Genomic DNA, 18960 nt, shown 5'->3' on the forward strand with positions numbered 1-18960 from the left:
GTGGCGCGCCCGTTCCTCCCACCACCGTGCGGTGGCTCTCCCGAACGCTCCTTGAGGTGCGAGCGAAGCGAGCCTCGAAAGGAGCCGATCTACGCGCCCGTCTCGGCCGCCTCCACCCGCTCCACGAGCGCCGGATCGACGGTCAGCACGAACAGGCGATCGGTCGCCCGCGTCGCCCCGACGTACAGCAGCTCCTCGCCACGTGGTCGTGCGGGATCGACATCCGTGAGGATCACGGCGGGCGACTCGAGCCCCTTGCACGCGTGCACGGTGCCCCATCGGATGCGGTTCGGCACGATCGCCGCGGCTCCCGCAGGTGCGAGCCGCTCGCGCAACCAAGGATCCGTGGCGCGCGCGGCTGCCGAGTCGCGCTTCGGTGCGAGCACGAGGATCTCGTCGAGCCGATAGCCGTCGTCGACGAGCGTCGACACGGCGAGGGCGAGCAGCTCCTGCTGCTCTGCCTCGTCGGCGTACGACACGACCTTGCCGCGTCCATCGTCCGCTCGCAGTCGATCGCGGAACAGCTCGTCGCCGGTGAGCGCCTCGACGAGCTCCGCGAGCGCGGGTGCGGCGCGGGCGTTGTCGACGAGCCGGGCGATCGTGGAGTGCGGGATCCGCTCGCGCACGCGGGCGAGGCCGGCGGCGGTCGTGTCGGAGCGGCGGAAGATGTCCTGGCGCTCGAAGTCGCCGGCGATGAGGCTGCGGCTTGTGGCGAGTCCGCCCTCGACGACCGAGTCGAGCACGTCGAGCACGAGAGGCCTCGAGAGGTCCTGCGCCTCGTCGACGACGAGGGCCGTGTACGGAGGCTGGAAGCCGTCGGCCCCTGTGACGGCGAGCGTCTCGCGCGGCAGCACCTCGTTCCACCACTCGTCGCTCGCATGCTCCGGTGCGTCGAGGCCGGCGAGGTCGAGCATCACGCGGTGCGCCCGGGCGACAGAGACCCCGTCGTGGCGTGCGAGGGTGGCGTCGAGCACGCCTTCGAGGCGTTCGTTGAAGCACGTGACGAGCACGCGCTCGTCGCGGTTCGCGAGCCGACGTGCGGCTCGGATGGCGAGATTGGTCTTGCCTGTTCCGGCAGGTCCGAGCACGAGGATGCGGTCGTTGTCCTCGACAATCTCGAGGATGTGCTCCTGACGCTCGGTCGCCAGCCGGATGCTCTCGGCGCGCGCCTCACGCCGATCCGTCGGCCCGGCGACGATGCGGAACGCGGGCATGAGTGCGTGGCGCACGGCTTGCAGCTCGTCGACGTTCGGGGCGTCGGCGTACATCGAGACGCCGCGGTGCTCAAGCATGGCTCGCTGCCTGCGGAGCGCGGCGACGACTGCGCCGTCGAGGCGCTGCGGCTGCCGATCGGCGCGGCTGAGCAGCTCGCCCGGGTCGAGGTCGATGCGCGTCGGGATGCCCGCGAGACGCTCGCCGCCGATGTGCGTGAACCAGACGACGGATGCGATCGGGAACGCGACGCGCTCTCCCTTGCGCCGCAGCCTCGACGCTACGCATGTTGTCGCGCGCCTGCGTGATCGGCGACCGCTGCTGCCGCTTGCCGCCGAGCACCCACTCGTTGCGCTCGTCGAGCTCGACGCTCCGGTGCGACTTCACCTCGATCACGAGAACGCCCTCGCCGGGCACGAGCACGACGAAGTCGGCCTCACCCTCGATCTGCTTCGCGTGCTGCACGATCGGCAGCCCGTGGAAGGCGACCCAGCCGTCGGAGCCCGGGGCATCGCGCAGCGCGGCGAACAGCGCCTGTTCGCCCAGTGGCGCGTCCGCCGGGCAGGTGCTGGGGATGAGGGTGGTCACCAGGTCAGGCTACGACCAACGGGTGACAGGGTGTCGCGAGAAGCATGCGCTGCATGTCGTGGGCTTCGAGCGAGAACTCGCGACGCATCATGCGGGCCAACCGACGTAGGGATACGTCGCCCGAGATCGCAGTGAGGCGCCTGCTGCACGCGCGCGGTCTGCGCTTCCGCGTCGACCTGCAGGTCGAGCCCACCGTGCGGTCGCGGCCTGACATCTTCTTCACCAAGCAACGCGTCGCCATCTACATCGACGGCTGCTTCTGGCACCGATGCCCGACCCATGGCACCGAGCCGAAGGCGAACTCCGACTACTGGAAGCCCAAGCTCGATCGGAACGTCGAGCGAGATCGGAAGTCGACCGAGGCGCTCGAGGATCTCGGGTGGGTCGTGCTCCGGTTCTGGGAGCACGAGCGCCCAGCGGCAGTCGCTGACGCGATCTCGTCTGTGATCACTCGCGCATCAGGGCAAGCAGGAAGGGCGCGATCGCGTCCAGGTTCGACACCGGATTAACGTCGCCCCGAACCTTCTCGGGGAGTTGCACCGCGAAGCGGACCGAGTCGATCTGGACGTGGCTGAGATGCGCGAGATCCTCGGAGCGGAGGACTCGGATGCGCTCGTCGCCGAAGTCATAGAGTCGCTCGAACACTGGCATGAACGGACGGCGCAGGGCAGGGTCCCCGCATCTCCCATCGAGCTCGATCTCGAAGGAAGCGCCTGCGAAGCCCCTCACTCGGTCGATGAACTCGCCACGGTGCTGAGGTTGGACGTAGTCAAGGACACGTTGCACCAACGTCTCAATGGTCAGACCCAGCTCGCCCTCGTGCGGAAGCCATCGGATGCCCATCGAAAGTAGCCTCAACGAGGTCTCGACCTGCCCGTCCGCCGCGATGCCGCACTCGATCTGTTGCCAGCCCTCGATGCTGTGGATGCTCGCACCCGTCGTGGTCGTCTTGACCTCGACTCCGACCGGCCCAAGCTGGAAGTCCCGTGTCGATCGGTCCCAACCGTGCCATCCATCGAGGATCGTGTCAGTCTCGGCGGAGTCGGCCGCATCGAGCAGATTCACGAGCGTCTGGAGCTCGCCAGCGAGTCCCGTCACCAGTTCGCTGGCGCTCTGCACCTCGGCGAGCACCATCTCGATGACGGGTTCAGCGCTCGTGAAGGCGCCTTGCTGATCGTCGGCGAACCCTCGGTCGAGCAGCTCGACGCAGATGAGGGCCGCCGCCGCATCGTACTCATCGCCCGACGAGAGGACGATGCGATTGGCGAGGACGACACCATCCTCGCGCGAGTTCCAGCGGTCGAAGACGAGGTGCTCTCGTACTCGAAGCGACTCGGTGGCGAGCTCCTCACCGAGGAGGAAGAGCTCGATGCGACCTTGGTGATCGCGAGCGATGGCAAGGGATCGTGATGCCTCGAGCCAGCGGACGCTCCGCGAGTTGGCGTCCCCATCGGGCTCTACCGATCGAATCGCGTTTCGGAGTTCCTCATACGTCGAGTCACGCACCGGCGTCATCCCATCGGCTCGAAGTCGTCGCGTGGATGAAATCGGGGCCGCCGGCAGGGATGCTCAGGCCGACCGCGATGCTCCCGCGACCGCTTCCGTCGTCGATGAGGTGGAACAGCACGAGACCAGCCTCTCCGGTGGCGCGAGTGCCATCGGGCATCAGCGTCGGCTCGAGACCGAGGACCTGCACGTCGAAGAGATCATCGCTGCGATATCCGTCGGCCGTAGCGCCCCGCGAGCCCCAGGCGGCGACCAGGCCGTTCGGTCCCACATCACGCTTCATGGAGCGCACGGGCACCTGGAGTCGAGCAGCCAGCGAGTCCAGCGGCCCCTCCGAGACCTCGTCGCCGGTGCCGAATCGAAGTCCGATCCGGAAGCGAGGCTGAGCCGCTCGCTTCGCCTGCAGGTCGAGCAGGCTCCACTGACGCGGAACGTCCTCGTCGGTGTAGAGGCCGCGGACATGGTGATCGAGCGAGGCGGACCAGAACCGCAGATAGGCGGCAATCGTGTATGGCGAGCTGTTGCCGAGGTCGAGGCTTGTCCCGTCGAGCTCAGGTGCACGGTACAGCTCGGGCGGAGGCGCGATGCCGGCCAACCGGCCGTAGGTCGACCACCTCCGTCGCTCTGCCGGTAGCGCGAAGTGGTCGGAGTAGCGCAGCGAGTCGAGCAGGTCGGCGACCTTATCCATGGAGAAGGTCTCGCGATCGATGAGGCCACGCCGGGTCTCAACCAGATCCTGTCGCTCCAGTGCGTCGCGGAAATGGTCGGACACGACCGCGAGATTCGCCTCGTCGTCGCCTGCGCCACTCAAGTGCCGAACGAACGGCCGTCGCCCTGGCGACAGCGGAAGGCTGCGAACGCCGCCGACCTTGCCGGTTGCCTGGAACGCCTCGCCTTGGAGCACCGTGAAGTCTGGAAGCCCCGCCTCCGACTGATTCATCGCGGCCAGGACCTGCTCGCGGAGTGCGTGGTCAGTGTCGCCGTAGGCGGCGAACAGGCTTCGTTGACGCTCGGATAGGAAGACGCGAACAAGGTCGATGTAGCTACCCCGGTAGCCGAACCACCGTTGCATCTGCATCTGCGTATCTGCGAGCGGAGCTTTCGAGTCGCGCGTAAATAGCGTGGTGAGCAGACCCTCGAGCGTCAGTCCTCGAGCCATGACGTTTCCCGACACGAAGATCGTCGAGAGGTCTGGCGCAGCCGACCATCCGACCTCTGCGCGAACGGGATTGAAGCGCGGCCGATCGTCGGCGTTCGGGTCGCTGTTCACCACCGCGATGCGAGTACTGGGCACGAGCTCTTCGATGATGACTCGTCGTACCCCGTCCCACTCGGGGATGGCTCGTCTCGTCGTCGTCGGCTGCTTCTTCTCGAAGCGTTCGAACACCGCATCTGCGGAGTTCGCATAGGAGTCGAGCCACGCCTTCCAAGCCTCGGGCCGCTCGTCGATGTCGGCGAGCACGCCCGATGCATCATCGCCCGCACCGTTTGCCCCTCGCCACCAAAGTCGCACAGCCTCAGCGACGGCGAAGTGATCCTGCTTCGCCGAAGACGGATGGATGAGCATGCTGCTGGGCTTGCAAGCCAACTGCTCGGCCTCTCGCGCCGTGTCGAACGATCGACTGCGCGCAGTCTCTGGGCCCAGCCTCCCGGGTTGGCGGAGCAGCCGAATAGAGGCGGCGACGAGATAGGCCCTCGTCGCATCGGCGATGGCATCGCGATCGATCGTCTCCTCAGGCTCGTCCTCGGCACCTTGAGCGCCCTCGTCGCCCTCGTCATCGCGGACGACGAGGATCTCGTCCGCCAGGTCGCGGTAGTAGACGTCAGACCCTGTGTACCAACCATCGACGCCTTCCGGCACTCGGTACGTCAGCGCCCGAGGTTCCAGGGCGCCAGAAGGACCGGGCGTGCGAAGGCTTGCGACGAAGTCCCTTGGAGCGAGCGGGTTCTGCGGATCCTGGAGGAAGTTGGCCTGTGGGGTTGCCGTGTAGCCCACGTAGGTGGCGAACACGTGCTCGGCTACGGACTCGCCCGGCCTCTGTCGGTCCTCCCACAGATCCAGGATGCGTCGCGGCACCTGCTTCATCGATTGCAACTCGCGCGCCGTAGCTGCCGATTCGCTCCCGGAGATCGACGAGTCGTCGGCCTCGTCGTCGATCACGATCATCCGGACCTTCACGCCGACCTTCGCGGCCTCCGGGAACACGACATCGTGCAAGGCGCTGCTCGCGTGAGAGATGTGATCGACCTGCTTCATCACGACCAACATCAACGGGCGTCCCTTGCCGAGCACTCGCGCCACATGCGCGCGGTTGAGGCGATACAGGTGATGCGGAGTGCCGGTCACGAGGTTCGCCCTCGAGAAGTCAAAGGTTGGCGCTAGAAGTCGCCGTTTGCCCGGCTCGGGGGCGGTGTCGAGCTGCGCCTTGAGTCGCTCGAGCGTCTGTAGCCAGAGCGTGGTCCTCGTCCCCGCGAGCAGCACGAGAACGTTGACTCCGGCGTCCATGGCATGGGCCGCCACGGCAAGCATCGACGCGGTCTTCCCGGACTGCACGGCGCCCATGACGACGCCTGTCCGAATTCGTGTCGCGTCCCATCGGGAGTCGCTCGGGTCTGGTGCCGCCGTCATTGCGATCGCGAGGGCGTCGGCTTCGACCACTTGACGGCTGACCTGGCTCAGACCCGACCGAGCGAGTGACTCCGCATACACGCCCGCCCAGGTCTGAGGAAGCTCGAGATGAAGGCGAGACTCACCGAACTCGAGCGTCATCAGTCGTCGTCTGCGCGCTCGGTGAGATCGATGAGAAGTCTCAAGCCACTCGAACCGAAGGACTTCCGAAGGGCTTGGTCGGCAACATCGATCTCGACGCCGAGGATTTCCAACAGTTCGGCGACGACACGGCTGATGAACTTCCATTGCTCGCGTGACTGCGTCTTCGGAGGGCGGACCCAATCAGCAGATCGAGTAGTGATCTCGTCGAGCGCGTCTTCGACGACGTCATTGACGTCGTCCATGTAGACGTGGGCGGCTACAGCGAAGGCGATCAGGGCGGCGACCAGCTGGAGCTCCTGCCACTTGGAGTTCTCCCTATGGAACTGCTCGGCCCAGGGCTCGTCCCCGAGGGCTGCATGGGCGTCGACCGCATGGTCCAGCAAGAGCATCAGGTCTGTGACTTTACGCCGATCGCGAAGAGGGTAGTAGATGGCTCCGGGTCGAGCGGCTTCGACCGCTCCGAGGAAGAGGTTGATGTGCTTGCTGGTAGCCATCGCAGAGATCTTCGTCCCTCCCTCTGGCTCGAACAGCAGGGAGGAAGCAACCCAGGACAACACCTTGGTGCGCTTGTATCCGGCGTCGGGGAATCCGTATCCGGCGAGCTGCTCACCAGTGCTCTCCAGGTCAGCCCAGTCGGCCTCAAGGAAGGGGGCAACCCTCGCGACGTTCTTTGAGTCACCGGCGGTGACGAGGAGTGCACGCATCAAGTCGAGCTCGTGGAACGTGGCATTCCGAATCTCCTCAGCGTTCAGATGCTTGCCTTGTCGGTTGTAGAGGGCGAAGACCTCATGGACCTGCTTCGTTGAAGCTTGCTGATAGATGATGACGGGGATCCGGTACTCGGACATCTGCTCGAAGATGGTGGAGATCTTGCGCTTGGCGTTGACGACATCGATGGCGATGTCCTTGATCTGCGAGTAGTACTTGCCTCTCAACTGCTCGAGTTCGCCGTTCAAGGGCATCGGTTGACCCGTCGAACGGAGTACGAAGGGGAAGAAGTGCTCTCTCTCGATGCCCTGCGAGAGTGACTCGCGTTCGTTCAACTTCCAAAGCTTCTTGAATTCAGGGTAGTTGGAGCGGAAAGTTGCCTCCAGGTCGGCGACACCCCACTCGTGAGCCTTCTGCCTCACGACTTCCAGAGCTCGCGGATGCAGCCCGATAAATCTCAAGATCGAAGTCAGTCGCTGCTTGCCATCGACGATCTCGTACTGACCGCCATCCTCGGTATTGCGTTCGAGGATGATGACGGAGGGCAGAGGGATCCCTCGAAGGATTGATTCGATCAGCTGCTGAGCGTCCCGAGTGGGCCAGACGTCGGCGCGTTGGTAGGACGGGCTCAGTTCTAGTTCGCCCTGGAGTGCCTTGCTCTGGAACTCAAGGATCGGCCAGACGTTGGCCAGGGCTCGAATCGGCCCAGAATCCTCGCCCTCGTTGGCATCGTCGGACTCCTCCCACGATGACACCCAGTTGGCAGTTGCCGTCGCCGCGGTCGCCTCGCCCTCGCTCTCCCCCTCGAGTTCGTCCATGAACCGCGACCGCAGATCTGTGGCTCGCTCGAGTCGATACTGCAGGCGCTCGAACAAATCCTCGTTCGTCCAGCCGTCGTCGAGCAGCAGGAGCGCGGCGAGGGACTCGTCGAACGCGTCGTCGTCACGAGTGTCTATCTCAGCCGTGAGGTGAAGCCATCCCTCGACGCGTGCAAGTGCAGTCCGCCACGAACCGTCGTGGACGCGGACGTCGTCGCGTTCGATCCCGACGGCTACCGGGGCTACGCCTTCAGGCACTGGACCGTCTCCACTGAGGTCTGCGAGGAGCTCGGCAATGTTGTTCTCGAGTTCGCCAATGTCGGTCGGCACTTCGTCCTCCAGATCGTCGTCCCACTTCGGTGCGGGGTTCACAGAGATGAGGTCTCTGATGAGCGAACGGACGGGCTGTCGCCCGGACCGTATGTGCCAATGCAGCACGCCGTCCAGAAGACGGTTCATGCCGATCAGCGTGATGGTGTCGCCCGCCGAATAGCAGTCCGAGTCCCAGAGGACACCGGCGAACTCCGCGATCCTTCGGCCGCACTCGACCTTGCCCGCGACATCGGAGAGATCGAGTTCTGCGAATGACCCGAGAGCAACAAGGCTCGACTTCTTCTCCTTGCTGCCGGGGCCCAGCGGTTCGGCCACACGGTTTCCCAAGTAGTACATGCGTGCGGTCGCGACTGCCTTCGATCGTGCTGCAGCGTACGGACGCGCCCCAGTGGCGCGCCCGTCCACGTAAGCGAGATCGAAAGCCACCTGCGGTTCGCTCCTACGCCATCGAGTGCTCTTCGGCACGCCATGCCGTGTACGGCTTGCCACGGAGGGCTTCGAGCTGTGGCCAGCGCGCGATCCTCGTAGCGTCACGGTCGAGGTGCTTTTGCAGGACGTGCTGGACGACGCCGACGTTGACACCGTTTCCAAGTTGCTTCAAGCTGGCCGACCGAGGTTGATCGCCGAAGTCATAACTGGCGGGAAGACTTTGGAGTCGCGCTGCTTCACCGACGGTCAATCGGCGCCGCTTCGGCCCAAGGATGGGGGTCTGCGTGATGGCCACCAGCGCAGGCAAGTGAGTCATCCGCTTGACGCGGATCCCCGAGGGACGGAGTTGAATGGCGCATTTCCAGAGTGACCTGTCACCCTGCGCTTGCCACTCCAGCTTTCGCCGGGAAGTGGGGAAGGAGAACACGTCCCAATCAGCGAGCCAATCGTCGATGACCTCCGAGTAGTCGGCATAGAGCGATGCGTTCTTACGAAGGAAGTTCGCCTTCCACGCGGGCGTCCCCGGCGGAATGTCGCGCTCTGTGAAGCGACGATCGCGTTGCCAGGCATCCGCCCAGATTGGGAATCCTGGAAGTCGCTGTTCGTCAATGCGCCCGTTCGTGCTGCGGCGCCTCATCTCATTGACGACTCGCTCACGGAATTCGTCCCAGGCCTGAATCCACGTAGTTTCGTCGTGGGTGAGGCCGTAACCCGGGATCGAGTCTCGAGGGTCCAACGGAAGTTCATCCGTCAGTCGCCACTCGTCGCCGCGGCGATCGGACTTCAGAGCCTCCGGCTCGAGGTGTGCACGCTCTGGCCAGTATGTCGCGGTGATGAAGACTCGCTCCCTGATCTGGGGGGCGCCGCCATCGACGACCTTCAGCAGGTGCGGCGAGAAGATCGCTGGCTTCGATGAGACGTGATAGCCCTCTCGGCGAAGAGAGCGAATGATGACATCCCATTCATGCGCGTGTCTGGGGCCAGCAAGGTTCCGGACGTTCTCGAGGATGACGACCTTCGGCGTCTTGGCCCTCAAGATTCGGAGGATATTCCAGAAGAGCGTTCCGCGCGTCTCGTCCATGCCGCGCTGGGCGCCCGACTTCGAGAAGGGCTGGCAGGGAAAGCCGGCTGTCAGGACATCGTGGTCGGGGACGTCGACGACTTCCTCGTTCGCAATCTCCGTGATGTCGCCGTACGGGTCGATGCCGTGATTCAGCTTGTAGACCGCGGCCGCACGTGCATCGATCTCCACGGCCTTGACGCACTTGCCGCCCAAGGCATCGAGGGCCGCTGCAAAGCCGCCGATGCCTGCGAACAGGTCCACGTACGTGAAGGCAGCGCCTTGCTGGTTCATCGATCGATCCTCCGGCCAATGCGTCTCGCGAGTGACGCGTCCTCACATTGTCGAGCGGGCCGCTGACAACACCGGCTAGGCGCGCCGCCATGACACGGTGTTGCGATGCGTGGTCAATGCATCAACCCCAGGATCTCGCGCGCCACGTCGTCCACGTCCGAGTAGCCGTCGAAGGTGCGGTCGGGCTCGGCCTCGCGGTCGGCCGCCGAGACGAGCGCCTTCACTCGGATGACGTGCGTCGTCGCCGGAGTCGCGCGCAGGGCGTGGCCGACCGCCGCGAGCCAGGTCTCGGCCGCTGCCTTCAGAGAGACGTACGAGGCATTGCCCGCCGTCGGCTTCGCCAGGCCTGTCGTCGAGATGATCACGACGCGGCCCGCCTCCGACGCGCCCAGCGCCGACTCGAACGCGCGCGTCGTGTTGCGCAGCGTGCCGACGACGCGCTGCTCGAGCCAGGTCCAGTCCTCGTCCGACTGGCCCGCCAGGCCGCCGCCGCCGCGCCAGCCGCCCACGAGGTGCACGAGCGCATCCACCTGCCCGACCGACGCAGCGAGCGACTCGACAGAAGCCAACGACGTCAGATCGCAGACCAGCCGCTCGTCGGCGTCGACCGGCTCCAGCCGCTCGGCCGACGAGCCGACCGCGATGACATGGTGGCCGGCAGCACGCGCCGCGCTCGCGGTGGCGCGGCCGAGGGCGCTGGACGCTCCGGCGATGAGGATCCGCATCCCCTCAGTCTGCCGAACCGCGCAGCGACTCGCTCAGTCCTTCGCGTCGAGCGCCGTGCGGGCGGCGGCCTCGTCCTCGTCGCGCAGCCGCTCCCATTGCTGCTGCCGCAGCGCCCCGCGGTGCACGAGCACGGCCGACAGGCCCATGAGGATCAGCCACGCGATGATCGGGTAGACCGCGAGCCGCTCGATGCCGCCCACGCCCAGCCCGAGGTCGGCGCCCGGCGTCGACGGCAGCAGCAGGAGGCCCACCATGCCGACGGCGCCGATCACGACGAGGACGAGCGACAGGATGCCGACGCCTCGCCAGCGCCGCACGAGCATCCCGATCCCGGCGACGAGCATCCACACGAGCCCGCCGCCGATCGCGAGGGAGGCGCCGATGCCGTGGATCGCCGCACGCGTCGCGTCGCCGCCGAGGTCCTCGGCGATCGAGCCCGGGAACGTGCCGACCAGCAGCATCCCCACGCCGTGCACGACGCCCAGCGCCGTCGCAGCCCAGCGCCACGCACGCGGCAGCAGCCACGCGAGCTGCCATACCGCGACGAGCACGATCAGGCCCTGCAGCACGAACGCCGCATTCATGAGCAGCCACTGCGGCGAGCAGACGACCCGGTCGTCGAGCACGAGGCACTCGGGCACGCCGAGGTCGGAGATGTAGTTGTCGCCGAACGAGTACGGCGCCGAGGTCCACGCCGCCGACACCACCTGCTCGGCGATGAGGTACTGCGCCGTCGCCACGAGCGCGATGCCCCCTCGAGCGAGGCGGCGGTCGGTGAGGTCGGGCGCGGATGCGGTCACCCGACCAGCCTGGCACGCGCAGCGGACGCGGGATGCGGGATGCGGGGCGGGCACGCGGTGCGGGCACGGCGCCCGTCGCGAAGGGAGGCCCTCGGTTGCGAGGTGCGCTTGCTGCAGTGAGGTGCCGTTGCAACCGCACCTGGCTGCAGCAAGCGCACCTCACAGCGGTCATCGGCGCGCCGAACCTGTCGTGAGGTGCGGCTCTCGAGTTGAGGTGCGGCTCGCGCCGCACCTCAACTCGAGAAGTCCACCTCGCAACGAGAAGTCCACCTCGCAACGAGAAGTCCACCTCGCAACGGTCACGGCAGCGACGCGGCCAGCGGGGAGCCTCGCACATCCACATCCCATGCCCCGGGCACTGGCCGCGGACGGCCTCGAGGAGGAAGGTAGGGGGCATGCGTCCCGAGCCCATCCCACCGAAGCCCGGCCAGGAGTCCGTCTGGGACTACCCGCGTCCACCCCGACTCGAGGACGCCGGCGTGCACATCGTCGTGCGCCTCGCCGGCACGATCGTCGCGCAGACCGACGACGCGCTGCGCGTGCTCGAGACGAGCCATCCGCCGACCTACTACCTGCCTGCCGATGCGTTCGCGCCCGGCGCGCTCGTGCCCGCCGCCGGCGCGAGCATGTGCGAGTGGAAGGGCCGCGCGAGCTACGCCGACGTGCGCGCGCTCGGCCACTCCGTCGCGCGCGCCGCCTGGACCTACCCGACCCCCAGCCCCGGCTTCGAGCGCATCCGCGACCACTGGGCGGTCATGCCCGGCGCCCCGCTCGTCTGCACGGTCGACGGCGAGGAGGTCGTGCCGCAGGACGGCGGCTTCTACGGCGGCTGGATCACGTCGAAGGTCGTGGGCCCGTTCAAGGGCGGACCGGGGTCGATGGGCTGGTAGCCCCGCGCCACGCGCCGGCAGCCCCCGCGCATGACGAAGGGGTGCGGGCCGAAGCCCGCACCCCCGCGTCATCCTCCTGCGATCAGCAGGTCCGCAGCGCGAACACGTCCTCGTTCAGCGCCACCGGGCCACCGAGCAGCACGACCTGCGGGCCGTCCAGTCGGTCGATCTCGGAGGGGATGGTGCCCCACAGGCACGTGGACGGCGACACGTACACCGGCACGTTCTGCGCCGCTGCCACCGCCGAGCCCGCGAGCGCGTCGGGGAAGCGCTCGCCGGTCGCCACGTAGATGCGGTCGGCAGGGCCCGCGAACGAGTCCTGTGCGACGAGCGTGCCCGTCTCGTACCGGTTCGCACCCGCGTAGCGCTCGATCACGTCGAACCCTGCTGCGGTGAAGCCCGCCTCCTGCGAGCTCGCCACGGCGACGGGGCCGCCGGCGATCCGCACGCCCTCGACGCCGAGGTCGTCGAGCTGCGAGAGCAGCTGGGCGCTCGGGGTCGAGCCGTAGGTGAGCAGCAGCGGCGAGCCCGCGGCGCCTGCGGCGGCGCCGGCGGTCAGCGCGTCGGGGAAGTTCGCCCCGCTCGCGATGAACGCCTCGTCCGCCGAGCCGAACGCGCGATCGGTGATGAGCACCGACGTCTCGTACCGGTTCGCACCGCCTGCCCGCACGAGCTGGCCGGCGTACTGCCCGGCTGCGCTCGCGACCGACTCCGAGATGGCCGCCGGGCCTCCCACGACCACGACGACGTCGGGGTCGAGGCGGTCGAGCTCCTGTGCGACGGCCGAGGGCAGTGCATCGCGCTGCGTCAGCAGCAGCGGTGCGCTCTCCTGGGCCGCGGCAGGCGCCGCCGACAGGGCGTCGGGGAAGTTCTCGCCGCTGGCGAGGTAGACCACCGATGCTCCGAACGGGTAGGCGTCGCGCGAGATCTCGACGCTGGTCTCCCAGCGCTGCGGACCCGCGAGGCGGATGACCGGCAGGTTGGCCTCACGCACGCCGATGGTGTCGGATGCCGAGCGCGAGCCCTGCACACCCGTCGCCGTCAGCGTCTGCGGGGCGTCGATCCCCGCAGGCACCGTGTAGGTGCCCGTGGCGAGTCGACCGTCGGGCAGCACCGCGACGGGGAAGGAGCCGACCACGGCCCCGTCCTCGTCGACGATCGTCACCGACACGGCGGGACCGGTCGGGTCCCAACCGAGGCCGTCGATGGCGACGTCGTCACCGGGCTCGACGGTGCTCGGCGACGCGATGAGCGTCGCCGGACCCGTCGGGATCTGCACGACCGTGACCGAGGCGGTCTCGGTCGCGGATCCCTGCACCGCCGTGAAGGTCAGCGTGCCCAGCGGCGTGCCGGCCGGCACGGTGAACGGCGTCGAGAACGTCGCATCCGCCGACGTGGCCGTGAACGACCCGACGATGGCGCCGCCCGGCGCGCGAGCGATGATGCTCACGATGCCGTCGGACCAGCCGGTGCCGCTCACCGTCACGACGCCGCCCCGCTCGACGGTCGCCGGGGTCGCGGCGAGCGTCTCGTCGAGGTCGATCTCGAGCTCGGTCTCCGCCTCGTCGTCGCACGGAGCCGTCGCGGCCGTGGTGGCCGTGATCGTCACCGAGTCGACGGCGATGCCGGCCGGCACGGTCCAGGTCTGCGTCCACTCGTTGTCGACCACCGGCACGTTCGTGAACGTGACGAGGGTCGTCGAGCCCGACGTGATGACCACGTCGACGGGGCCGCAGAGGAAGCCGGTGCCCGTGATGGTCACCGCGTCGCCCGGGTCGACCGGGTCGGGGTCGGCGACCACGACGGCGTCGGCGACGACCTCGACCGGAGCCGTGGCCTCGTCGGTGCCGTCGTCGGCGGTGACCGTGAGGTCCGCCGGGTCGGTGCCGTCCGGGATCGGGTACGTGCCGGCGATGACGCCCCCGATGGGGGTGAGCGTGAGCGGCGTGCCGATCACGGTCGTGCCGTCGGTGATGGTCACCACGACCGGGTCGGTGCCCCAGCCGGGGCCGCCGATCGTCACGGCGTCGCCACCGTGCACCTGCGCGGGGGTCGCCGTCACCGTGGGCGCGAGGGTGACCTCGAGCTCGGCGGTGTCGACGTCGGTGCCCTGCGTGGCCGTGGCCGTGAGGGTGCCGGGCTCGGTGCCCTCGGGGACGGTGAACGAGCCCGAGATCACGCCATCGACGGACGTGAGCTCCAGCGGGTCGCCCACGGGCTGGTCGTCCTCGTCGGTGAACACCACCGTGACGATGCCGGGGCCCCAGCCGCCGCCGCCGACCGCGACCTGGTCGAGCGGACGCGCCGTGTCCGGCGTGACCGTGACCGACGGCTCGGGCACGACGGTCAGCGACGTCGCCGCATCCACGTCGCCCTGCACGGCCGTGACCGTCAGGGAGCCGGGCTCGGTGCCGACCGGGACCGTGAACTCGTCCGCGATGCTGCCGTCGTCGCCGATCTCGGCCTCGGGGATCGTGACCGTGGTCACGACCTCGTCGTCCGCGTCGGTGACCGTCACGACGACGTCGCCGCCGCTCGGGAGCCAGCCGGTGCCGGTGACGTCCACGACGCCGCCGGCGCGGGTGCTCGTCGGGTCGACGGCGACGGTCGCGTCGCCGAACACCGTCACGGTGTCGGTCTCGCTGTCGTCGCCCTGCACGGCGGTGCCGGTGAGGACGCCAGCCGCGGTGCCGGTCGGCACCTCGAAGGAGCCGTCGAGCACGCCATCGGCGGCGACCGTCACGGGGACGGGCGAGCCGACCTGGCCACCGGCGTTCGTGAACGTGACCGTCACGGTGCCTGCAGCCCATCCATCGCCGGCGATCGCGACGTCGTCGCCGGCGCGCACCTCGACGGGCGTCAGGTCGAGCGACTCGGGCAGGTCGACGTCGACAGGCGTCTCACCGTCCTCGTCGCACGTGCCCTGGCCCTCGGCGCGGATCGTGAGGCTCGTCACATCGATGTCCGCCGGCACGAGGTAGGTCGTCGACCACGTGCCGTCCGTGGCGACCGCGACGTCCTCGATCGTCTCGAGCACGGTGTCGCCGTCGAGGATCGTGACGGTGACGGGGCCGCAGAGGAAGCCGGAGCCCGTGATGGTGATGGTGTCGCCGGGGTCGACCGGGTCGGGGTCGACGATGATGACCGGTGCGGCCACGACCTCGAGTCCGTCGGTGGTCGATGCCTCGCCCTGCACGGCGGTTGCCGTGAGCTGACCGGCTGCGGTGCCCGCGGGCACCGTGAAGGTGCCGCTGATGGCGCCGTCGGCGACGGGCAGCGTGACGGGAGCTCCCACCTGGGTGCCGTTGGCGTCGCGGAACGTCACGACGACGTCGCCGCCCTCGGGGTCCCAGCCGTCGCCGGAGAGGTCGACGGTGTCGCCCGGGTGCGCGCGGTCGGGGTCGACCACGAGCGTGCCGGCGGCGGCGACGTCCTGCAGGACGACCGTCGACGAGGCGAACGGCAGCGAGAGCAGCGCGGACGTACCGAGGTCGGGCAGCAGGGTCACCTCGAGCGCACGGACCGTGAAGGCCCCGTCCTCGTCGATGTCCGCCGGCTGACCGAGGAGGGTCGGCTGCGCGTTGATGGTGATGCTCGCGACCTGGTCGACCACGCCCGCGAGCACGGGGTCGAGCACGTCGAGCAGGCCGTCGACGACCGCCTCGAGAGCGGTGCTCACGGTCGTGTCGCTGGCGTTCAGCACGCCGGTGAGGGCGGTGCCGAGGGGCGGGACGACGCTGCCGACGACGAGCGAGACGACCGCGTCGGTCAGCGCGTCGAGGTTGATGACGCCGAGAGCCGTGAGGTTCACGTCCACCAGAGCGGGAGCAGTGGCGGGCGTCGCGGTGATGAGCTCGGTGATCGTGCCCTGGATGCTGATCGATCCGCTCGCGACGGGCCCGATCACGTTGGCGGTGATCGGGATCGTGATGTCGACGACCGAGTCGTCCACGACGTCGCCGATCGCGTTCGTGAGCGGCGTCACGACCTTGCCGAGCGCGTTCGCGATGCCGTCGGTGATGAGGGCGATCGTGTCGGCGTCGAGCACCTCGGTGTTCGGGTCGAGCCCGTTGAGGCCCGTGCCACCCGGGTTGACCAGCTGCGCCAGGTCGACCGTCACCGTGCCGTCGGTGAGGTTCACCGTGACCGACTCGTCGTCGGAGACGAGGATCGCGCCCGGGCCCGAGAGCGCCGTGTCGACGACCGTCGACAGGTCGGCGAGCGTGATCGAGGCCGTCGGCGTGCCCAGCCCGAGCTGCGCGATGCCGAGGTTCAGGTTGAGCGCTCCGAGGATCGTCGTGAGGGCGCCTCCGGTGCCGACGACGCCGTTCAGCGTGGTCTGCAGCGACGGAGCGAGCTCATCGGTGAGCGACGACTCGAGCTCGGTCGACAGGCCGGCCACCAGGTCGCTGTGCAGGTCGAGCGTCAGGTCGGCGACGCGGTAGTCGCTCGCCGCACCGGTGCCGGTGTCCTCCACGCGCGATGCGACGGCGCCGACGGTGAGGCCGAGCTCGTCGACGATCGCGTCGGTGAGGCCGGTGACCTCGAGCTGCGACAGCAGTGCCGTGGCGTCGAGGCTCGCGGTGCTCGCGGTCGGCGGCTCCTCGTCGACGTCGAAGGCGATGGCGCCGTCATCGGTGATGAGTCCGGAGGCGGCGACGGCCGAGGTCGCGCTCGGCGTGCTGGCGTAGCTCGACAGCACGCCGGCCTGGCCGAGGTCCAGCAGGCCGGGCGTCGCTCCCTCGGCGAGCAGCGGCAGCTGCAGCCCGCCCGTGACGAGCGAGACGTCGCCGTCGAGCAGCGCGACGTCGAGGTCGTCGGCCTGGGTCGAGGGGCCGCCGGGATTCGCCGCGTAGGCCGAGCCGGCCTGGACGAGCCCCGTGTCGATCAGCTGCGCGCGCAGCACCTCCGCGAGCGCCTGGGATGGATCCCCCGGCGCGGCGGTCGCCGGAGCGACCCCGAATCCTGCGATCGCGATGGTCGCCGCAGCGACCCCCGCGATCGGCTTCCATGCTGCTGTGCGTCGCATAGGTGCCCCCTGTGGCAGACGAATGAGGTGTCCTCAGCCAGCAACGTACCCCGACGGGCCACCTGGGGATAGATGCGGAGCAGTCAGCCGACGGGTGTATATTCCGCCACTTCGTACGGATGAGGTGTCTTCCCGGACCATCTCGCCGAGACCCACGCGCAGCGGGCGTTCGCGCTCGTCGACAGGCGCCGGCAGGAGCATCCATCGACCATGGGCGGCCGCGGCGACGCGCCCGGGAACGCGAAGACGCCCCGGACCACGAAGGTCTGGGGCGTCTCGGAGGAGCGGATCGGGGGACGGCTAGGCGCTCGCTGCCGTGATGCCTGAGGTGGATGCGATGACGTCGCGCATCTTGCGCTCGAAGGCCTCGAAGAACATCGACAGCGGGAACTCATCGTCCATCACGAGATCCGTCATCTCGCGCGGCGCACCCGTGAGCGGCAGGTCGCCCGCCTTCCACGCCGACGCGGGGTGCGGCTCGACCGTGGCCGACACGAGCTCGTACGCGGCGAGCCAGTGCGCGACCTTCGGGCGATCGATCGAGCGCCAGTACAGGTGCTCGATCGCGGCGCCGAGCTCGTTGACCATGTCGGGCACCGCATCCCAGTCGAACGCGAGCTGCGTGTCGGTCCAGTGCAGCACGCGGCGCTGGTGCAGCCACGCGAACAGCAGCTGGCCGCCGAGCCCGTCGTAGTTGCGCACGCGCGAGCCCGTGATCGAGAAGCGGAAGATGCGGTCGAAGATCACGGCGAACTGCACGAGCCGCGCACGCTGCATCAGCAGCTCGTCGGCCTCGCTGCGCACCTCCTGCGCCGTGAGGCGACGCTCGATCGCGACGGACTCGCGGAAGGCGGTGAGGTCGCAGCGCAGCTCCTCGAGCGAGTAGAGGAAGAACGGCATGCGCTGCTTGATCATGAACGGGTCGAACGGCAGGTCGCCGCGCATGTGCGTGCGGTCGTGGATGAGGTCCCACATCACGAAGACCTCCTCCGTGAGCCGCTGGTCGTCGAGCATCGCGGCGACGTCGGCGGGCAGGTCGAGCTTCGTGACGTCGACGGCGGCGCGCACGACGCGGCGGAAGCGCGCGGCCTCGCGGTCCTGGAAGATCGCACCCCAGGTGAAGGTGGGGATCTCGCGCATCGCGACGGTCTCGGGGAAGAGCACGGCCGAGTTCGTGTCGTAGCCGGCGGTGAAGTCGATGAAGCGCAGCGGCACGAACAGCGCGTTCGAGTAGTCGGTGGCCTCGAGATCGGCGATGAACTCGGGCCAGATGACCTCGACGAGCACGGCCTCGACGAGCCGGTTCGGCGAGCCGTTCTGCGTGTACATGGGGAAGACGACGAGGTGCTGCAGGCCGTCGATGCGGTGCTGCTGGGGCTGGAAGCGCAGCAGCGAGTCGAAGTGGTCGGGCACGTCGAAGCCGCGCTCGGCCCAGCGCTCGAAGTCGATCGCCGACTGCTCGAGGTACTCGGCGTCGTGCGGGAGCAGCGGAGCGAGCTCGCGCATGCCCTCGACGAGGTCGGCGACGTTCGCACGCGCCGCGTCGTGGTGCGCCGCATCCTCGATCGCGCCCGTCTTGGACTGCAGGGGCTGCAGCGCGGTGGCAGCGGCCTTCAGGCGCAGCCATGCGGGGTGCTGCGCGAGCTCGGTGGTCGAGAGGGGCGTGGCGATGGTCACGTCAGAGCCTTCCTGGCGGGCGATCGGGGGATGCATCCAGCGTAGGAAGGGCCGCTCGCACAAGGATTGTGCACGGGGGCGACTTTGCTGCGCGTTCCGTGCGTCGCGACGATGCGC

12 protein-coding genes are annotated in these 18960 nt (G+C 68.5%); 2 read left to right on the plus strand and 10 right to left on the minus strand.

The window, feature by feature from the left end; translation table 11 throughout:
* Positions 1-89 precede the first annotated feature (89 nt).
* Positions 90-1292 carry an ATP-binding domain-containing protein gene (locus FS793_RS13250; RefSeq protein ID WP_144721081.1) on the minus strand — a complete coding sequence of 401 codons (1203 nt, stop codon included), beginning with the start codon at positions 1290-1292 and terminating at the stop codon, positions 90-92.
* The gene (locus FS793_RS13255; protein ID WP_186329519.1) at positions 1285-1800 is read right to left on the minus strand and encodes a nuclease-related domain-containing protein; all 516 of its coding nucleotides are present in this window, start codon (positions 1798-1800) and stop codon (positions 1285-1287) included. The genes FS793_RS13250 and FS793_RS13255 overlap by 8 nt, the downstream gene beginning before the upstream one ends.
* Before the next feature lie 53 nt (positions 1801-1853).
* Between FS793_RS13255 and FS793_RS13260 the strand changes: the two genes are divergently transcribed.
* The gene (locus FS793_RS13260; protein WP_144721085.1) at positions 1854-2309 is read left to right on the plus strand and encodes a very short patch repair endonuclease; all 456 of its coding nucleotides are present in this window, start codon (positions 1854-1856) and stop codon (positions 2307-2309) included.
* On the opposite strand, the gene FS793_RS13265 is transcribed toward FS793_RS13260, so the two are convergent.
* The 6 genes from FS793_RS13265 to FS793_RS13290 all read right to left on the minus strand — a co-directional run bounded on the left by FS793_RS13265 (position 2248) and on the right by FS793_RS13290 (position 11247).
* Positions 2248-3306 (minus strand): PD-(D/E)XK motif protein, encoded by a 1059-nt coding sequence (locus FS793_RS13265; protein WP_186329520.1) that lies wholly within the window; start codon positions 3304-3306, stop codon positions 2248-2250. The two genes, FS793_RS13260 and FS793_RS13265, sit on opposite strands and share 62 nt — an antisense overlap.
* Positions 3299-6076, minus strand: coding sequence for a Z1 domain-containing protein (locus FS793_RS13270; protein WP_144721089.1), 2778 nt, complete (start codon positions 6074-6076; stop codon positions 3299-3301). The genes FS793_RS13265 and FS793_RS13270 overlap by 8 nt, the downstream gene beginning before the upstream one ends.
* Positions 6076-8364 carry a DUF262 domain-containing protein gene (locus FS793_RS13275; RefSeq protein ID WP_144721091.1) on the minus strand — a complete coding sequence of 763 codons (2289 nt, stop codon included), beginning with the start codon at positions 8362-8364 and terminating at the stop codon, positions 6076-6078. The genes FS793_RS13270 and FS793_RS13275 overlap by 1 nt, the downstream gene beginning before the upstream one ends.
* Before the next feature lie 13 nt (positions 8365-8377).
* Entirely contained in the window at positions 8378-9721 is a 1344-nt protein-coding gene (locus FS793_RS13280; protein ID WP_144721093.1) for a DNA cytosine methyltransferase, read from the minus strand.
* A gap of 113 nt (positions 9722-9834) precedes the next feature.
* A complete protein-coding gene (locus FS793_RS13285; RefSeq protein WP_144721095.1) occupies positions 9835-10446 on the minus strand; it encodes an SDR family NAD(P)-dependent oxidoreductase in 612 nt (203 codons plus the stop codon).
* A gap of 33 nt (positions 10447-10479) precedes the next feature.
* Positions 10480-11247 carry a DUF998 domain-containing protein gene (locus FS793_RS13290; protein WP_186329521.1) on the minus strand — a complete coding sequence of 256 codons (768 nt, stop codon included), beginning with the start codon at positions 11245-11247 and terminating at the stop codon, positions 10480-10482.
* Between the two features lie 395 nt (positions 11248-11642).
* On the opposite strand from FS793_RS13290, the gene FS793_RS13295 reads away from it, so the two are divergent.
* Entirely contained in the window at positions 11643-12137 is a 495-nt protein-coding gene (locus tag FS793_RS13295) for a DUF427 domain-containing protein (RefSeq protein ID WP_144721099.1), read from the plus strand.
* Between the two features lie 82 nt (positions 12138-12219).
* Here FS793_RS13295 and FS793_RS13300 read toward each other — a convergent pair whose 3' ends face one another.
* Positions 12220-17166 (minus strand): choice-of-anchor G family protein, encoded by a 4947-nt coding sequence (locus FS793_RS13300; protein ID WP_144721101.1) that lies wholly within the window; start codon positions 17164-17166, stop codon positions 12220-12222.
* Positions 17167-17466: 300 nt separating this feature from the next.
* A complete protein-coding gene (locus tag FS793_RS13305) occupies positions 17467-18879 on the minus strand; it encodes a DUF6421 family protein (protein ID WP_222123762.1) in 1413 nt (470 codons plus the stop codon).
* Positions 18880-18960 lie beyond the last annotated feature (81 nt).

Source organism: Agrococcus jejuensis (genome assembly GCF_007679035.1).
GTDB lineage: Bacteria > Actinomycetota > Actinomycetes > Actinomycetales > Microbacteriaceae > Agrococcus > Agrococcus jejuensis_A.

Coding starts and splice junctions, on each gene's coding strand:
- FS793_RS13250 (WP_144721081.1), bottom strand. CDS start 1,292: ATGCTTGAGCACCGCGGCGTCTCGATGTACGCCGACGCCCCGAACGTC.
- FS793_RS13260 (WP_144721085.1), top strand. CDS start 1,854: ATGTCGTGGGCTTCGAGCGAGAACTCGCGACGCATCATGCGGGCCAAC.
- FS793_RS13270 (WP_144721089.1), bottom strand. CDS start 6,076: ATGACGCTCGAGTTCGGTGAGTCTCGCCTTCATCTCGAGCTTCCTCAG.
- FS793_RS13280 (WP_144721093.1), bottom strand. CDS start 9,721: ATGAACCAGCAAGGCGCTGCCTTCACGTACGTGGACCTGTTCGCAGGC.
- FS793_RS13285 (WP_144721095.1), bottom strand. CDS start 10,446: ATGCGGATCCTCATCGCCGGAGCGTCCAGCGCCCTCGGCCGCGCCACC.
- FS793_RS13295 (WP_144721099.1), top strand. CDS start 11,643: ATGCGTCCCGAGCCCATCCCACCGAAGCCCGGCCAGGAGTCCGTCTGG.
- FS793_RS13300 (WP_144721101.1), bottom strand. CDS start 17,166: ATGCGACGCACAGCAGCATGGAAGCCGATCGCGGGGGTCGCTGCGGCG.
- FS793_RS13305 (WP_222123762.1), bottom strand. CDS start 18,879: ATGCATCCCCCGATCGCCCGCCAGGAAGGCTCTGACGTGACCATCGCC.